This is a genomic window from Caproiciproducens galactitolivorans (assembly GCF_004768785.1).
Lineage (GTDB): Bacteria > Bacillota > Clostridia > Oscillospirales > Acutalibacteraceae > Caproiciproducens > Caproiciproducens galactitolivorans.
Genome location: NZ_SRMQ01000012.1, coordinates 1 through 15,110, shown reverse-complemented (window position 1 = coordinate 15,110; position 15,110 = coordinate 1). Strand labels below are relative to the sequence as shown.

20 protein-coding genes are annotated in these 15,110 nt (G+C 43.6%); 15 read left to right on the top strand and 5 right to left on the bottom strand.

What is annotated here, in order from left to right; all coding sequences use genetic code 11:
* The first annotated feature begins 1 nt into the window (after window position 1).
* The 10 genes from CAGA_RS10775 to CAGA_RS10730 all read left to right on the top strand — a co-directional run bounded on the left by CAGA_RS10775 (window position 2) and on the right by CAGA_RS10730 (window position 9,615).
* Window positions 2-886, top strand: coding sequence for an LtrC-like protein (locus CAGA_RS10775; protein ID WP_135660694.1), 885 nt, complete (start codon window positions 2-4; stop codon window positions 884-886).
* 9 nt (window positions 887-895) lie between these two features.
* Entirely contained in the window at window positions 896-1,099 is a 204-nt protein-coding gene (locus tag CAGA_RS10770; protein WP_003525217.1) for a hypothetical protein, read from the top strand.
* Complete coding sequence (locus tag CAGA_RS10765; RefSeq protein ID WP_135660692.1) at window positions 1,086-2,882, top strand: VirD4-like conjugal transfer protein, CD1115 family; 1,797 nt, start codon at window positions 1,086-1,088, stop codon at window positions 2,880-2,882. Before CAGA_RS10770 ends, CAGA_RS10765 begins: the two co-directional genes overlap by 14 nt.
* A 14-nt stretch (window positions 2,883-2,896) precedes the next feature.
* Window positions 2,897-3,256 (top strand): glutamyl-tRNA amidotransferase, encoded by a 360-nt coding sequence (locus tag CAGA_RS10760; protein ID WP_029731078.1) that lies wholly within the window; start codon window positions 2,897-2,899, stop codon window positions 3,254-3,256.
* Window positions 3,257-3,329: 73 nt separating this feature from the next.
* Window positions 3,330-4,166, top strand: coding sequence for a hypothetical protein (locus tag CAGA_RS10755; protein WP_003525214.1), 837 nt, complete (start codon window positions 3,330-3,332; stop codon window positions 4,164-4,166).
* Window positions 4,167-4,180: 14 nt separating this feature from the next.
* Window positions 4,181-4,366 (top strand): hypothetical protein, encoded by a 186-nt coding sequence (locus tag CAGA_RS10750; RefSeq protein ID WP_015573063.1) that lies wholly within the window; start codon window positions 4,181-4,183, stop codon window positions 4,364-4,366.
* A complete protein-coding gene (locus CAGA_RS10745; protein ID WP_015573062.1) occupies window positions 4,366-4,731 on the top strand; it encodes a PrgI family protein in 366 nt (121 codons plus the stop codon). The genes CAGA_RS10750 and CAGA_RS10745 overlap by 1 nt, the downstream gene beginning before the upstream one ends.
* Complete coding sequence (locus CAGA_RS10740; protein WP_135660690.1) at window positions 4,724-7,057, top strand: VirB4-like conjugal transfer ATPase, CD1110 family; 2,334 nt, start codon at window positions 4,724-4,726, stop codon at window positions 7,055-7,057. Before CAGA_RS10745 ends, CAGA_RS10740 begins: the two co-directional genes overlap by 8 nt.
* A gap of 37 nt (window positions 7,058-7,094) precedes the next feature.
* Window positions 7,095-7,865: a class B sortase gene (srtB, locus tag CAGA_RS10735; protein ID WP_135660688.1), complete on the top strand. Its 771-nt coding sequence runs from the start codon at window positions 7,095-7,097 to the stop codon at window positions 7,863-7,865.
* Window positions 7,866-7,905: 40 nt separating this feature from the next.
* Window positions 7,906-9,615 (top strand): CHAP domain-containing protein, encoded by a 1,710-nt coding sequence (locus CAGA_RS10730; RefSeq protein ID WP_135660686.1) that lies wholly within the window; start codon window positions 7,906-7,908, stop codon window positions 9,613-9,615.
* 58 nt (window positions 9,616-9,673) lie between these two features.
* On the opposite strand, the gene CAGA_RS10725 is transcribed toward CAGA_RS10730, so the two are convergent.
* From CAGA_RS10725 to CAGA_RS10705, 5 genes are all read right to left on the bottom strand, one after another.
* Window positions 9,674-9,895, bottom strand: coding sequence for a hypothetical protein (locus tag CAGA_RS10725; RefSeq protein ID WP_015573058.1), 222 nt, complete (start codon window positions 9,893-9,895; stop codon window positions 9,674-9,676).
* A complete protein-coding gene (locus tag CAGA_RS10720; protein WP_015573057.1) occupies window positions 9,882-10,214 on the bottom strand; it encodes a hypothetical protein in 333 nt (110 codons plus the stop codon). Before CAGA_RS10720 ends, CAGA_RS10725 begins: the two co-directional genes overlap by 14 nt.
* A 23-nt stretch (window positions 10,215-10,237) precedes the next feature.
* Window positions 10,238-10,612 (bottom strand): hypothetical protein, encoded by a 375-nt coding sequence (locus tag CAGA_RS10715; RefSeq protein ID WP_102364679.1) that lies wholly within the window; start codon window positions 10,610-10,612, stop codon window positions 10,238-10,240.
* Window positions 10,613-10,736: 124 nt separating this feature from the next.
* The gene (locus CAGA_RS10710) at window positions 10,737-11,195 is read right to left on the bottom strand and encodes a hypothetical protein (protein ID WP_135660684.1); all 459 of its coding nucleotides are present in this window, start codon (window positions 11,193-11,195) and stop codon (window positions 10,737-10,739) included.
* A complete protein-coding gene (locus CAGA_RS10705) occupies window positions 11,167-11,637 on the bottom strand; it encodes an SLOG family protein (RefSeq protein ID WP_135660682.1) in 471 nt (156 codons plus the stop codon). The genes CAGA_RS10710 and CAGA_RS10705 overlap by 29 nt, the downstream gene beginning before the upstream one ends.
* A gap of 150 nt (window positions 11,638-11,787) precedes the next feature.
* Between CAGA_RS10705 and CAGA_RS10700 the strand changes: the two genes are divergently transcribed.
* From CAGA_RS10700 to CAGA_RS10680, 5 genes are all read left to right on the top strand, one after another.
* Window positions 11,788-12,123 carry a helix-turn-helix domain-containing protein gene (locus CAGA_RS10700; protein ID WP_135660680.1) on the top strand — a complete coding sequence of 112 codons (336 nt, stop codon included), beginning with the start codon at window positions 11,788-11,790 and terminating at the stop codon, window positions 12,121-12,123.
* Window positions 12,124-12,277: 154 nt separating this feature from the next.
* On the top strand, window positions 12,278-12,496 hold the full coding sequence (locus tag CAGA_RS10695) for a hypothetical protein (RefSeq protein ID WP_135660678.1): 219 nt from the start codon (window positions 12,278-12,280) through the stop codon (window positions 12,494-12,496).
* Window positions 12,497-12,665: 169 nt separating this feature from the next.
* Window positions 12,666-12,875, top strand: coding sequence for a helix-turn-helix domain-containing protein (locus tag CAGA_RS10690; RefSeq protein ID WP_066733245.1), 210 nt, complete (start codon window positions 12,666-12,668; stop codon window positions 12,873-12,875).
* A 96-nt stretch (window positions 12,876-12,971) separates the two neighbouring features.
* On the top strand, window positions 12,972-14,477 hold the full coding sequence (locus CAGA_RS10685; protein ID WP_135660676.1) for a type I restriction-modification system subunit M: 1,506 nt from the start codon (window positions 12,972-12,974) through the stop codon (window positions 14,475-14,477).
* Window positions 14,467-15,110: restriction endonuclease subunit S (locus tag CAGA_RS10680; protein WP_135660673.1), on the top strand; the 644-nt coding region annotated here is incomplete at its 3' end. The genes CAGA_RS10685 and CAGA_RS10680, both read left to right, overlap by 11 nt.

Sequence of the window (15,110 nt, the reverse complement as noted above, 5' to 3'; positions counted from 1 at the left end):
AATGACAAACAATTTTACCCCTGCTAAGGCAGGACAGCAGAGCAAACGACTTTCCAAAGAGGAATATGCCGAGAAGATGAAAGCGGAAAAAGAAGCAGTATATCAGATGGCGGACGACACCGCAAAGGCTATCGTTTCCGACCCGGAAAAGTTCAAAGCCTTCCTTGATACGCAGAGCCGTCTCGACCGATACTCTGCGGTCAATGCACTTCTGATTTTTAAGCAGCTTCCCGAAGCAAGCCAGCTCAAAAACTTTGATGACTGGAGCAAGGATAATGTGAAAATTCAGAAAGGTGCGAAAAGCATTTCCATTCTTGAACCTGTCGAGTATGCAAAGAGAGACGGTACAACCGGCATTTCCTACAATGTGAAAAAGGTCTTTGATGTTTCTCAAACCAACGGCAAAAGACCGCCTGCACCGACTGTCAATCGTGACCCGAAAGCACTCATTACCGTTATGCTGGATTCTTCTCCGGTTGAAGTGGAAGCAACAAATGAGCTTCCGTATCCCAATATGGCGGCGTTTTACAACAACGAGGAACAGACCTTGTATGTTAAGCGTGATGTGGGAGACAGCGTAGCGGTCGCTCAGTGCGTAGCACAGGAGCTTGGCCACGCACAGCTCTCCATCAACAGCGACAGTTACAGCAGAGCGGATATGGGCTTTCAGGCAGTATGTATCGGCTATATGCTTTGCAAGAAGTACGGCGTCGATACACAGAATTTTGCTATCAACCGTATCCCCGAAAAGCTCGCCGGCAAAGAGCCGAAGGATATTCGCTATGAGCTTTCCAAAACGAGAAACGCAATGGAGGATATTCACTCCCGTGTTTCCGATGAGCTTTACAAGAAGAAGCAGGAACGAAGCAAAGACTACGAAAGATAAGGTGAGACTATGGCGAAGGAAGAAATGTATCATATCGCATTGGACGATTATGAACACGGCATTATTATCCGTTCTCTCAACGATGAGAAAACAGATTTGATGAACGAGGGTAAATCTACCGATGCGGTGGACGACCTCATCATCAAGGTCGGAACTGCCCCAAAGAAAAAGTTCAGAGTTATCGAAAAGGAACGCTCCTGTGAATCGAGATAACGAAAGGCAGTCTGTTATTATTCTTTCCGTCATCGGTATTATCCCGGTTGTATGGCTGGCACTTCTGATTGCACCTTCTGTAAAAGGAGGATTGCCGGAAATACTGCCGAGCCTATTAACAGCGTTCAACACCCCATTCCATATAGAGCTATGCGAGGACAGCCTAAAAACTGTCCTCGTTTTGCTTCTCTGCTATGCAATGGGTATCGGGATTTACTTCTCAACACAGAAGAATTACCGAAGGCGTGAAGAACACGGTTCTGCGAAATGGGGCAACGCAAGAGCCGTAAATAAAAAATACAGACAGTCTCCGGCTTCTGCAAATAAGCTGATGACACAAAATGTCTGTATCGGACTCAATGCGAAAAAGCACCGAAGAAACTTAAACACACTTGTGTGCGGCGGTTCGGGAGCCGGTAAGACAAGGTTTTACTGCAAGCCGAATCTTATGCAGTGCAACACATCATTTGTCATTCTTGACCCAAAGGGCGAAATTCTCCGAGATACCGGAAAGCTGCTTGAAAGCAAAGGCTATGAAGTCCGTGTTCTCGATTTGATTTCAATGGAGAAAAGCCATTGCTATAACCCGTTTGTCTATTTGCAGAATGACAACGACGTTCAAAAGCTCGTGACGAACCTTTTTAAGAGTACCACTCCGAAAGGAAGTCAATCACAAGACCCCTTTTGGGATACCTCGGCTTCAATGCTTCTGCTTGCACTTGTATTTTATCTTCATTACGAAGCACCCGAAGATGAACAGAACTTTGCAATGATAATGGAAATGCTCAGAGCCGGTGCGATTGAGGACGAGGAGGACACAAGACCTTCCCCCCTTGATGAACTGTTTGCGGAATTGGAGATGTCAAATCCCGACCACATTGCTTTGAAGTATTACCGTTCCTATCATTCAGGTGCGGCGAAAACCTTAAAGTCCATACAGATAACCCTTGCGGCAAGACTGGAAAAGTTCAACCTTGAAAGTCTTGCTTCTTTAACTACCACAGACGAGCTTGACCTTCCATCGCTCGGAGAGAAAAAGGTCGCTCTGTTCGCTTTGATACCGGACAACGATTCCAGCTTTAACTTCTTGGTATCTATCCTTTACACACAGCTTTTTCAGCAGTTGTTCTATGCTGCCGACCATATTCACGGAGGCTCGCTTCCCGTTCCTGTTCATTTCCTGATGGACGAATTTGCGAATGTGAGCCTGCCCGATGACTTTGACAAGATACTGTCGGTTATGCGTTCTCGTGGAGTATCGGTAAGTATCATCTTGCAGAACTTGGCTCAGTTAAAAGCCTTGTTTGAAAAGCAATGGGAAAGTATTGTCGGCAACTGCGACGAGTTTTTATATCTCGGCGGCAACGAGCAAAGCACCCACAAATATGTGTCCGAGCTTCTCGGCAAGGAAACCATTGATACCAACACTTTCGGAAAAAGTACCGGGCGAAGCGGCAACTACTCCACCAATTATCAGATTAGCGGTCGAGAGCTTCTTACCCCCGATGAGGTTCGTATGCTTGATAACCAATATGCAATTCTGTTTATTCGTGGAGAACGCCCCGTTATGGACTTCAAGTATGACATCTTGAAGCACCCGAATGTGGCACTTACAACCGATGGAAAGGCTTCTGCCTATAAGCACGGTGAAGTTACCATCAAGCACTCATCAATTTCCGTTCTTTCTATTGACCCGGAAGAACTTCCGGAGGAAAGCTACGGAGAAACCAATTACGAGCTTCTGTCCGATGAGGATTTTGAAGTAAATAAAAACTTATATTAACGGAGGAAAACACAATGAACATTTTTAAGAAGAACAACGAAAAGAAAACCACTCAGAAGCTGCCTATGACCGGCAAGGCTCAGAAAGGCTTCCGTGCTTACTGCGGCGTAGTCGCAGCAGCAACTCTTGTCTGCGGCATGAGCGTTACCGCTTTTGCCGCCAGCGACCCGATTGCCGTGGTCAACAACCTGTCTGATTTCATCTTCGGACTTATCCGTGCCATCGGTCTTATCCTGCTTGGCTTCGGTATCGTTCAGGTCGGTCTCTCTTTGAAGTCTCACGACCCGTCTCAGAGAGCCAACGGTTTTTTGACTCTTGCAGGCGGTATCATCATTACCTTTGCAAAGGAAATCCTGACCCTTATTACCGGTTAATAGAACACAGTTATCAAACGGGGCATACCTGGCATTTCAGGTATGCCCCTAATCTTAAAGGAGGTGCAAACAGATGAGCGATAACTGGGTAGTTCAGAACCTCGAAAATGCCCTTGAAACTTGGAACAGCAAGCTGTCGGAAATATGGCAGCTCTTAACCACTTCGCCGCAACAGTTCAAAGGCGGCAGTATTTGGTCTGTAATGGTGAATATCAACGGGGCGGTTCAGGCTATCGGTCTTGCCCTGCTTGTTCTGTTTTTTGTTGTCGGTGTGGTTCGCACCTGCGGAAGCTTTACCGATGTAAAGAAACCGGAACACGCATTAAAGCTGTTTATCCGCTTTGCCATTGCCAAAGGTGTGATTACCTACGGGCTGGAGCTTATGCTTGCCCTGTTCGACATCGTACAAGGTACGATTTCAACCATTATGACATCTGCTGGGTTCGGTACGCCAAATCAAACAACCTTACCTGCTGAAATGGTAACAACCATTGAAAGCTGCGGATTTTTTGAAAGTATCCCATTGTGGGCGGTTACTCTTATCGGCGGACTTTTTATAACAGTCTTGTCGTTCATTATGATAATGACGGTGTACGGACGATTTTTCAAGCTGTATATGTACACGGCTCTCGCTCCGATACCGCTTTCCACTTTTGCCGGAGAACCGTCGCAGAATGTGGGTAAGAGCTTTATAAAGAGCTACTGTGCCGTTTTGCTTGAGGGAGCAGTAATTGTACTTGCTTGTATCATATTCTCCCTATTTGCTTCTACGCCGCCGGTAGTGAACCCTGACGCAGCAGCCGTTACTCAGGTATGGGCATATATCGGAGAACTGGTATTCAATATGCTTGTGCTTGTCGGTGCGGTTAAGATGAGCGACCGAATTATCCGTGAAATGATGGGCTTATAACGGGAGGTTCTCTGATGAAGAAAAACAAGAATAATAACGATAGATGGCAGGGCTATACGCCTGCCGACTGCGACTGCAAATATTGTGTGTATTACGGAGGAAAGAAAAACGGCAATGTAATTTGCCTTGCGGACACCTGCGTCTGCTCTGATGAAATCCGTCACGCAAAACAAGCATATCGCAGAGAAAGGAGCTTTTGATGGAAGTCAAAATTAACCGAGAGATACGAAATTACACAGAGTCAATGTTTTTTGGACTGTCGCTCAGACAGTTCATTTTTTCTGTCCTCGCCTGTGCGGTAGCGGTAGGACTTTACTTCCTCCTAAAACCGTACCTCGGAACAGAAACCGTATCGTGGGTGTGCATTTTGGGAGCTGCCCCTTTTGCGGCTCTCGGCTTTGTGAAATACAACGGAATGACGGCTGAGAAATTTATATGGGCGTGGATAAAGTCCGAGTTCCTTATGCCGAAAAAGCTGGTCTTTCATTCCACCAACACCTATTACGAATTGATGAAACCGACAATCGAACAAAAACAGAAGGAGGCTTATAAGAACAATGATTAAAACTCTTACAAACCTGTTAAAGCAGGACAAAGAAAAGTTTGTAGTACCAAAGGGCGTACAGGATTGTATTCCCATTACCGCTATTTATGATGACGGCATTTTCCGTGTAGGCAAGGACAAGTATTCCAAAAGCTTCAAGTTCACGGATATTAACTATGCCGTAGCGAGCCGTGAGGATAAGGAAGCAATGTTCCTTGAATATTCCGAGCTTCTCAACTCTCTTGACAGCGGAGCTACTACAAAGCTGACTATCAACAACAGACGGCTTAACCGTTTGGACTTTGAGAAAACCATTCTTATCCCCGAAACCGGCGATGAGCTTGATGTTTACCGAGAGGAATATAACAAAATGCTTCTCGACAAGGCAACCGGTGCAAATGCCATCGTTCAGGATAAGTATGTTACTATCTCCATCAACAAAAAGAGCGTGGAGGATGCAAGAACCTATTTTGCCCGTGTCGGTGCTGACCTGATTGCTCACTTTGCAAGACTCGGAAGTAAATGTGTGGAGCTTGAAACCGATGAGAGGTTGAGAATTGTCCACGATTTCTTCCGTGTCGGGGAGGAAACCGCCTACCACTTCAATATTAAGGAAACGAGAAAAAAGGGACACGATTTCAAGGATTATGTTTGCCCGGATACAATGGAATTTGAAAAGGACTACTTCAAAATGGGAAACCGTTACGGGAGAGTTCTTTTTCTTCGTGAGTACGCTTCCTATATCAAGGACAGTATGGTAGCCGAGCTTACCGACCTGAACCGCAACCTGATGATGTCTATTGACATTGTACCCGTTCCAACCGATGAAGCGGTGCGAGAAGCAGAGAGCAGACTGCTTGGGGTTGAGACGAACATTACCAACTGGCAGAGAAAGCAGAATCAGAACAATAACTTTTCCGCTACCGTTCCGTATGATATGGAACAGCAGAAAAAGGAAATGAAGGAGTTCCTTGATGACCTTACCACTCGTGATCAGCGAATGATGTTCGCTGTACTCACTATGGTTCATACTGCGGACTCCAAAGAACAGCTTGATAACGACACCGAAGCTCTGCTTACTACGGCAAGAAAGCATTTATGCCAGTTTGCCGTTCTCAAGTATCAGCAGATGGACGGACTGAATACGGCTATGCCCTTTGGAACACGCAAGATTGACGCATTCAGAACCCTTACCACAGAAAGCCTTGCGGTCTTTATTCCGTTCAGGGTTCAGGACATTTACCACGAAAACGGCATTTACTACGGTCAGAATGTCATCAGCAAAAATATGATTATCGCCGACCGCAGACAGCTACTCAACGGTAACTCCTTTATCCTCGGCGTATCCGGCGGAGGTAAATCCTTTGCGGCAAAGGGAGAAATTGAAAATATCATTCTTTCCTCCAACGCAGATGTTATTATCATCGACCCCGAGCGAGAGTATTCGCAGCTTGTAAAGGCTCTCGGCGGTGAAATCATCAATATCTCTGCCACTTCTCCGAGCCATATCAATGCGATGGATATGAATAAGGAATACGGCGACGGTGCAAACCCGGTTATCCTGAAATCCGAGTTTATTATGTCTCTTTGTGAACAGCTTATCGGCGGTACAAACCTCGGAGCAAAGCAGAAGTCTATCATTGACCGTTGCACGGCGAGCGTTTACCGAGACTATCAGCAGAGAGGATATACCGGTACTGTTCCTACCTTGCAGGATTTCCGTGCGGAGCTTTTGAAACAGGACGAACCGGAAGCAAAGGAAATCGCCCTTGCTATCGAGCTGTTTACACACGGTTCTTTGAATACTTTCGCAAAGCCGACCAATGTTGATACGGATAACCGACTTATCTGCTATGACATTCTTGACCTCGGCAAACAGCTTATGCCTATCGGTATGCTTGTCGTTCTCGACTCTATCCTGAACCGTATCACACAGAACCGTGCTAAGGGTAAGCAGACTTTCATCTTCATTGATGAAATCTATCTCCTGTTCCAGCACGAATACTCCGCAAACTTTCTGTTTACTCTTTGGAAGCGTGTAAGGAAGTACGGTGCTTATGCCACCGGTATTACGCAGAATGTGGACGACCTTTTGCAGAGCCATACGGCAAGAACTATGCTTGCGAACAGCGAGTTTTTGATTATGCTCAATCAGGCGTCAACCGACAGAATTGAGCTTGCCAAGCTCCTTAACATTTCCGACCTCCAGCTTTCGTATATCACGAATGTTGACGCAGGACACGGATTGATTAAGGTCGGCAGTTCGCTTGTGCCGTTTGCAAACAAGTTCCCGAAGAATACGAAGCTGTATAAGCTGATGACAACCAAACCGGGCGAGGGTGTATAACCCTTGCCCTATTCTGTAAATGAGAAAGGAAACACCTATGAAAAACAAAATCTATATTGCCATAATCTGTGCTTTCAGCATTGTATTTGCCGTAAGCTCAGGTTTTCTTATCAAGCACTATTACGACTCTGCAAAGCAGGCGGAAATGTACGACAATCTGATTGAGGTGGTGGAGACCGAGCCAGAAGAAACCAAAGAGCCGATGAACTACTCCGAAGAAAAGACCTTTATCCCGGAGTATCAGGAGCTTTATCTGCAAAACAACGATATGGTCGGCTGGATTAAGGTTGAGGACACAAAAATCAATTATCCCGTTATGCAGTCAAAGGACAACCCGAACTTCTATCTGAAGCACGGCTTTGATAAGGCATACACCGACTACGGCTGTCCTTATGTTCAGGAAAACTGCGATATGGAGCTGCCAAGCGACAATATCATCATCTACGGTCATCATATGAACGACGGCTCTATGTTCGCCGGTCTTATGAAATTCAAGGACAAGAGCTTTTGGGAAAAGCACAAAACAGTATCCTTTGATACGCTGACCGACAGACAGACCTATGAAGTGATTGCCGTGTTCAAAACCGTAGTTTATATGGACAGTCCCGACAGCTTCAAATACTATCAGTTCGTCAATGCGGAAACCGCCGAGAATTTCACAGCCTATGTTGAGAAGTGCAAGGAACTGTCGCTTTACGATACCGGCGTAACTGCCGAATACGGCGACAAGCTCCTGACCCTTTCCACCTGTGAGTATTCCCGGACAAACGGCAGACTCGTTGTAGTGGCAAAACTCATTAACGAATAACGCAACAGGTGGTTCAGCCTGCATAGGAAGGAGGGATTGTATGGCTGATATTAAAACGAAGGACAATGCAAAGGGTACGATAAGAACCATAGATAAGGCTGCCGTTGCAACCCAACGAATGAAGCAGGCGTATATCGCAACAAAAGAAAAAGCGGAGCGGTCGGTAAATGCCAACAGCAGTTCAGCCGAGGAATACGCTTCCGATAAGCTGGAAAGCGGTATTGACGAGGTGGTTCACGATGGTGCTTATGCGTTCGATAAGGCGGGACGAAAAGGTGTGGAAACCACAAAAGAGAATATCCGCACCGCAAAGGACGGTATTCAGCGTTTCAAGCAACAGCGAGCCGAGCAGTCTTTACGAAAACAGGCTTCGCATAACACAAGCTCTGCGATTAAGACTGTTGACAAGGCGGAAAAGACCATAAAGCAGTCTGCCACTTCCTCCGGAAAGAAAACCATTAAGTTTGCCGGAAAAGAAGCAACCAAAACCGCACAGAAATCAGTTAAGACGGCTGAACAGACTGCAAAGACAGCGATAAAAACAAGTCAGCAAGCGGCGAAGGCGGCACAGAAAACAGCTCAGGCGACAGTTAAGGCTTCACAGAAAGCAGCACAGGCGGCAAAAGCCACAGCCAAAGCAACAGCCGCTACGATTAAAGCCGCAGCCAAAGCCACCGTTGCCGCAGTAAAAGCAATCATAGCGGCGGTAAAAGGTCTTATTGCCGCTATCGCTGCCGGCGGTTGGGTTGCGGTGGTGGTTATTATTGTTCTGTGTCTTGTCGGATTAATTGCCGGTTCTGTGTTTGGTATCTTCTTTTCGGGAGAGGATTCCGGCACGGGAATGTCTATGCAGACAGTCGTTCAGGAAATCAATCAAGAATATGATGACCGATTGGAGCAGGAAAAGAACTCCGTAAGCTATGATGTGCTTGAAATGAGCGGAAGCCGAGCTGTGTGGAAAGAAGTTCTTGCGGTCTATTCCGTTAAAGTAAATACCGACCCCGATAATCCGATGGAGGTTGCTACGGTTGATGAAACCAAGAAGCAGCTACTGTCGGATATTTTTTGGGAGATGAACGATATTTCTTCCAGAACGGAATCGAAAACCCACACCGAAATCGAAGAAAGCGACGACGGACACGGCAACATCGTACAGACCGAAACCACAGTAACAGAAACTTTCCTGTATATCACGGTATCGCACAAGACCGTTGATGAAATGGCGGCTATGTACGGCTTTAATCAGGAGCAGAAAGAGTATCTTGCCGAGCTGCTAAAGGACGAAAACAATCAACTATGGTCTCAGGTGCTTTACGGTATCGGATACAGCGACGACCAAATCGTAACGGTTGCCTTGTCACAGGTGGGTAATGTAGGCGGTCAGCCTTACTGGTCTTGGTACGGATTTGACTCCCGTGTAGAATGGTGTGCCTGCTTCGTCTCTTGGTGTGCTAACGAGTGCGGATATATCGACGCCGGTATTATTCCAAAGTATGCCGGCTGTGTAAACGGTGTACAATGGTTCAGAGACCGAGGACAGTGGGCAGACGGTTCGTATGAGCCTTCGCCCGGTACAATCATTTTCTTTGACTGGGAGGGCGACGGTGTGACAGACCACACCGGTATTGTTCAGAAATGCGAAAACGGTACAGTCTATACCGTTGAGGGCAACTCAGGCGACACTTGCAGAACCAAAACATACCCTGTCGGAAGCTCTGTTATCTACGGATACGGTATTCCGGCATATTAAAAAGATGGCTGCTCGTTTGAGTAGCCATCAAGTACATTATGAGAAATCAGGTATTTACTCAAGAACAAATATAACCTTCTGAAGCCTTTGTCCCAACAAGAGAAATATGCGGATATATACCATTGACAACATCTTCATAGAATTTACGACCGATTCTTGCAGATGTAACTCTATTTGTGAAAAAGTCTCTAAAGTGGTATGTGCCGGGTAATAATGAAGGAACAACAGCAACAATAAAAGCGTTATATTCATTTTGTTCCATTTTGTTAAGTTTTATCATCAGTGTTCACCTCCTTGTTGATAAGCCTGAATTTGTAAATGGAATTCTGAGTTGTTACTAATAGATTGTTCTTTTTAATATAATAATCATCACGGGAACTAATAATTCCCAAAGAAGTAATTGGTTTAAAATCATCGTCAACAGGATGCCAAACAAAGAATTGTCTGTTTCCATTCTTAAGAATATAGATAACACCGTCTTGACCTATATATCTATTTCGCCAAGATGTAGAATGTGAATTATTATTCTTATCACAAGACTCTATATATGTGACAAAATAGACATCAACAATTTCATCTGCCGTTTTCAAATAATCCATAACATTTTTTCTTTCGCTTGACTTTAGTATCTTTCATATTGCTTGATATTATTGTGTAAAATATCACATACTCTAAATCTGTCAGAACAGTTTTCTATTATGTTCTTTAAATATAGGCTTAATGTGATTTTTTGACTTCGATTTAGATTTGACCACTTTTCCGGTGGTAACAAAGCACTTACAATGAATTTGTCTCCAACTTTTTTGTTATTAAGTTCTTGATTCATAATTTGTTTCATTTCTTCTATATCTATCTTTTTAATTTCCTCGGCATTTTGTCCTAAGTATAATAGTACACAATACTTTTGGAATGCAGAGGGGGTCATTCCATATTGCTCGCATTCATTAGATATTAGAGCAAATTCTTCCTCACTGTAACTGGTGTATACTCTCGACACTTTTAATCACCTCTTTTACTCCTAAAATTGTGAACTGCACACTTCACATTGTTATAATACACTATTACTTGAAAAAAGTCAATAAAAAAATAATGGCTGCTCGTTTGAGTAGCCATCAAGTACATTATTCAAAATCAGTTATTTCTCTATCTTTCAGATAGACATTGTGCGTGTGATAAGTAAAACACATCAACAAATCGCTGTCTCTATTATCTTTTGCTTTGAACATAGAAAAGTCGTCGGACAGGATAAAAATAAGTCCCAGCAGTTTCTTTATATATCCATTATATGAAGCATAGTTCATATAGAGAGATGCGGTATATCCGTCATCGTCCTCTATCAAATCTGCGTCAATTTCATAGGTTTCTGATAACTCACGGACTGCCCAAATAAATTTATCTTTATTAGCTATACGCCTTTCATTGGGGATAGTCCTGATGTTTTTCTTCATAAAATCAAGAAATTCTTCTGCTGACATCAAGTTTTCGTTATCATCGTAATTCTCTTTTTTCATTTCTTCTTCAATTTGTTCAAGCGTCGGTCGGTCAAACCGATTACTGAATATCACTCTTTCTTTCCCCATCCTCTTTTACTCCTAAGTTGATTATTTTGAGTTTTTTCTTCTTGGCTCTCTCATAGGTCTTGGCAGCACCGCCCCAAGAATGAGTCACGAAACAGATTGCATATCCGGAATTATCCACCATATATCTGTTTCTTGCGGGAATGGCAGATTTGAAATTGTATTTTTCAAATCCGTCGGGATATATTATCGAATCGAAAAGCTCTTTATCATAAACATTGAAAGAGAGATAAGGAATAACGAGATAGTTATTGATGTGCGGAAACTCCTTTTTGAGTTCATAGACGCAGCGACCGCATAACCTGTCAAAGCCGCCTTGCCCTCCGCTCAGAAAATCTGTCACGCCTTTTTTGATAAGCTCTCTTATTGTGTTTTTGAGCTTTTCTGCGGATAATCCAAAACATTCATTATGACCTATAAAGGTAGCTGTTGTTTCCAAAGCCATTGTAAATCACTCCTGACATAAGACAGTATAACACAAAATTCTTTGAAAATCATCACTAATAGTTGTTTTATCTTCCGTGAGGTTGGTGTATATCGCTTTCAGCATAATCTATACTAATAGTTATAGAAGTACACCAAAGGGGGTGATGTGATGCAGCTTGATACAATCGGCAAGAATATTAGAAAGTATCGTCTTATGAAAAAGTTCCGTCAGGAGGATTTAGCTGAGAAAGCCGGACTAACAACAAATTATATCGGTATGGTCGAGCGTGGAGAGAAAATTCCATCACTTGAAACCTTTATTAAGATACTAAACGCTTTGGAAGTATCGTCGGATATGGTTCTTACTGATGTTTTGGAAACGGGATATACCGTCAAAAACTCCATACTGAATGAAAAACTTGCCAAGCTTGCTCCTGAAGATAGAAGCAAGATATATGAGGTTATTGATACCCTATTAAAACACTCAAAGCAAATCGCACCATAAATCACGAAAGTTCGCCTTAATCAGCGGACTTTCTTTTTTTGATGAGAAAAAAATTATACTTTCGACAAGTATTGCGGGACTTCGACAAAACGGTTGTGGTATAACTATAACTGTTAGTGATAGACAATCACCACAAGACATAGGAGGAAGTATATTGAAGAACATAATTAAGGAAGTTGCAAAAGCACACGGAATAAGCGAACAGGAAGTAAGAAATGAAATGAGAGTTGCTATTAGGGCGGCGATGAAAAATACAGACCCTACGGCACAGGCGTTTTGGAAACAAATTGCCCCGGACGGCAAGGAGCCGCCGGTCGAAAGGGTAATTGCTTCTATCTCCCTGATGGTTCAAGAGAATAAGCTATGTAGTTGAGGTGCAATCGCACCTCTTTTTTAATATAACGAATAGTTGGTGTCGAGATTGCCTTAAAGCGAAAAAGTGCGAAATAGCAGTAATTATATTGAAAATCGGAGCGTTTTGTGCTATACTCTTTAATGAGTTACTATATTCTCGTTGAAACACACTGAAAGGAAGGACACGAATGGCAGTTACATATAAGAAACTGTGGCATATTTTGCTGGACAGAGATATGAAAAAGAAAGATTTACAGGAAACCGCAGAGCTTACAAAATACACAATGCGTAAACTGGGCAATGATGAAGCCGTTACAACAGATACCCTTGCTAAAATATGCAGAGCTTTGAATTGTACTGTTGATGATATTATGGAAGTTTTACCCGAAGATAAGTGATAAGTCCGTTTTATGGTACGCTACTATTGATAAAATGATAATGGATAATTGCAACGAAAAGTTTTCGTTACAATAAATGGAGAAAGGATTTATATTATGGCTACCGGAAATAACGCCAATATCGGCTTTGAAAAACAGATTTGGGACGCAGCGTGTGTCCTTTGGGGGCATATCCCCGCAGCAGAATACAGAAAAGTTATCGTAGGTCTTATTTTCCTGCGTTACATTTCAAGTGCTTTTGAAAAACGCTATCAGGAGCTTGTTGCCGAAGGCGACGGCTTTGAGGATGATAGAGATGCTTATGCAGAAGATAATATTTTCTTCGTTCCTGAAGACGCTCGTTGGAGTAAGATTGCGTCGAACGCTCATACACCGGAAATCGGAACAGTTATTGATGACGCTATGAGAGCCATCGAAAAGGAAAACACAACCCTTAAAAATGTTTTACCAAAAAATTATGCAAGCCCTGATTTGGACAAGCGTGTTTTAGGTGATGTTGTTGACCTGTTTACCAATATGGATATGGGCGACACAGAAGAAAGCAAAGACCTTCTCGGCAGAACTTATGAGTATTGTATTCAGCAGTTTGCCGCTTATGAAGGCGTTAAGGGCGGCGAGTTCTACACTCCGGCAAGTATAGTTAAAACAATCGTTGCTATCCTAAAGCCGTTCAAAAACTGCCGTGTATATGACCCTTGCTGCGGTTCGGGCGGCATGTTCGTACAGAGTGCAAAGTTCATTCAGGCTCACAGCGGAAAGCGTGGAGAAATCGCAGTTTACGGTCAGGAGTCTAATGCAGATACTTGGAAAATGGCAAAGATGAATATGGCTATTCGTGGCATTGACGCAGATTTCGGACCGTATCAGGCGGATACATTTTTCAACGACTTACATAAAACACTGAAAGCAGATTTCATTATGGCAAATCCGCCTTTTAACCTCTCAAACTGGGGGCAGGAAAAACTCAAAGACGATGTTCGTTGGAAGTACGGAACACCGCCTGCCGGCAACGCCAACTATGCGTGGATTCAGCATATGATACACCACTTAGCCCCTAACGGAAAAATCGGTCTTGTGCTTGCAAACGGAGCGTTGTCATCTCAGTCCAGCGGTGAGGGCGAAATCAGAAAGAATATCATTCAGGCTGACCTTGTGGAAGGTATCGTCGCTCTGCCGACTCAGCTCTTTTACAGCGTTACTATTCCTGTTACCCTTTGGTTCATCACAAAAAATAAGAAGCAAAAAGGCAAAACCTTGTTTATCGACGCTCGTAAAATGGGTTATATGGTTGACCGCAAGCACAGAGATTTTACCGATGACGATATTCAGAAATTGGCAGATACATTTACCGCTTTCCAAGAAGGAACACTTGAAGATGTAAAAGGCTTCTGTGCAGTTGCCGATTTGCAAGAAATCGAAAAGCAAGACTTTATCCTTACTCCGGGCAGATATGTAGGGATTGAAGAAGTCGAGGACGACGGAGAACCGTTTGAAGAAAAGATGACACGCCTTACTTCTGAGCTTTCGGAGATGTTTGCAAAGTCTCACGAACTGGAGGACGAAATCCGCAAGAAACTGGGGGCGATTGGATATGAAGTGTAATTGGACTACGAAAAAGCTATCAGGAATCGCATATATTAACCCAAGAGAGAGTCTCGGTAAGGGCGTCGTGGCAAAAAAAGTGCCAATGGATAAGTTACAGCCTTTTTGTAGGGACATTCCAGAATTTGTGCTTGAAGAATATAAGGGTGGCACAAAATTCAGAAACGGCGACACGATTATGGCAAGAATTACTCCTTGTCTTGAGAACGGAAAAATTGCAAAAGTTTCAGTTTTGAGTGATGGCGAAGTAGGTTTTGGTTCAACCGAGTATATTGTCTTTCGTGCAATTGACGGCGTAAGTGATGCTGATTTCTTGTACTATTTGATTTGCAGCCCTTTGGTTCGCAATCCGGCAATTAAATCTATGGTTGGTTCATCAGGTCGCCAACGAGTCCAAACTGATGTTGTTGGCAATTTAGATGTAGAATTACCGCCTATTGAGGAACAAAGGAAAATTGGTGGATTGTTAAAGGCTATTGACGACAAGATAGAGCATAATAATGTCATAAACAATAATTTAGAGCAGCAAGCTCAGGCAATCTTTGAAAATGAGTTTTTATCATTGCAGTCATTGCCTGATGGTTGGAAACAGGCAAGCCTTATAGACATTGCAGACTATCTTAACGGTCTTGC

Coding starts and splice junctions, on each gene's coding strand:
- CAGA_RS10775 (WP_135660694.1), top strand. CDS start 2: ATGACAAACAATTTTACCCCTGCTAAGGCAGGACAGCAGAGCAAACGA.
- CAGA_RS10770 (WP_003525217.1), top strand. CDS start 896: ATGGCGAAGGAAGAAATGTATCATATCGCATTGGACGATTATGAACAC.
- CAGA_RS10760 (WP_029731078.1), top strand. CDS start 2,897: ATGAACATTTTTAAGAAGAACAACGAAAAGAAAACCACTCAGAAGCTG.
- CAGA_RS10755 (WP_003525214.1), top strand. CDS start 3,330: ATGAGCGATAACTGGGTAGTTCAGAACCTCGAAAATGCCCTTGAAACT.
- CAGA_RS10750 (WP_015573063.1), top strand. CDS start 4,181: ATGAAGAAAAACAAGAATAATAACGATAGATGGCAGGGCTATACGCCT.
- CAGA_RS10745 (WP_015573062.1), top strand. CDS start 4,366: ATGGAAGTCAAAATTAACCGAGAGATACGAAATTACACAGAGTCAATG.
- CAGA_RS10740 (WP_135660690.1), top strand. CDS start 4,724: ATGATTAAAACTCTTACAAACCTGTTAAAGCAGGACAAAGAAAAGTTT.
- srtB (WP_135660688.1), top strand. CDS start 7,095: ATGAAAAACAAAATCTATATTGCCATAATCTGTGCTTTCAGCATTGTA.
- CAGA_RS10730 (WP_135660686.1), top strand. CDS start 7,906: ATGGCTGATATTAAAACGAAGGACAATGCAAAGGGTACGATAAGAACC.
- CAGA_RS10725 (WP_015573058.1), bottom strand. CDS start 9,895: ATGATAAAACTTAACAAAATGGAACAAAATGAATATAACGCTTTTATT.
- CAGA_RS10720 (WP_015573057.1), bottom strand. CDS start 10,214: ATGGATTATTTGAAAACGGCAGATGAAATTGTTGATGTCTATTTTGTC.
- CAGA_RS10710 (WP_135660684.1), bottom strand. CDS start 11,195: ATGGGGAAAGAAAGAGTGATATTCAGTAATCGGTTTGACCGACCGACG.
- CAGA_RS10705 (WP_135660682.1), bottom strand. CDS start 11,637: ATGGCTTTGGAAACAACAGCTACCTTTATAGGTCATAATGAATGTTTT.
- CAGA_RS10700 (WP_135660680.1), top strand. CDS start 11,788: ATGCAGCTTGATACAATCGGCAAGAATATTAGAAAGTATCGTCTTATG.
- CAGA_RS10690 (WP_066733245.1), top strand. CDS start 12,666: ATGGCAGTTACATATAAGAAACTGTGGCATATTTTGCTGGACAGAGAT.
- CAGA_RS10685 (WP_135660676.1), top strand. CDS start 12,972: ATGGCTACCGGAAATAACGCCAATATCGGCTTTGAAAAACAGATTTGG.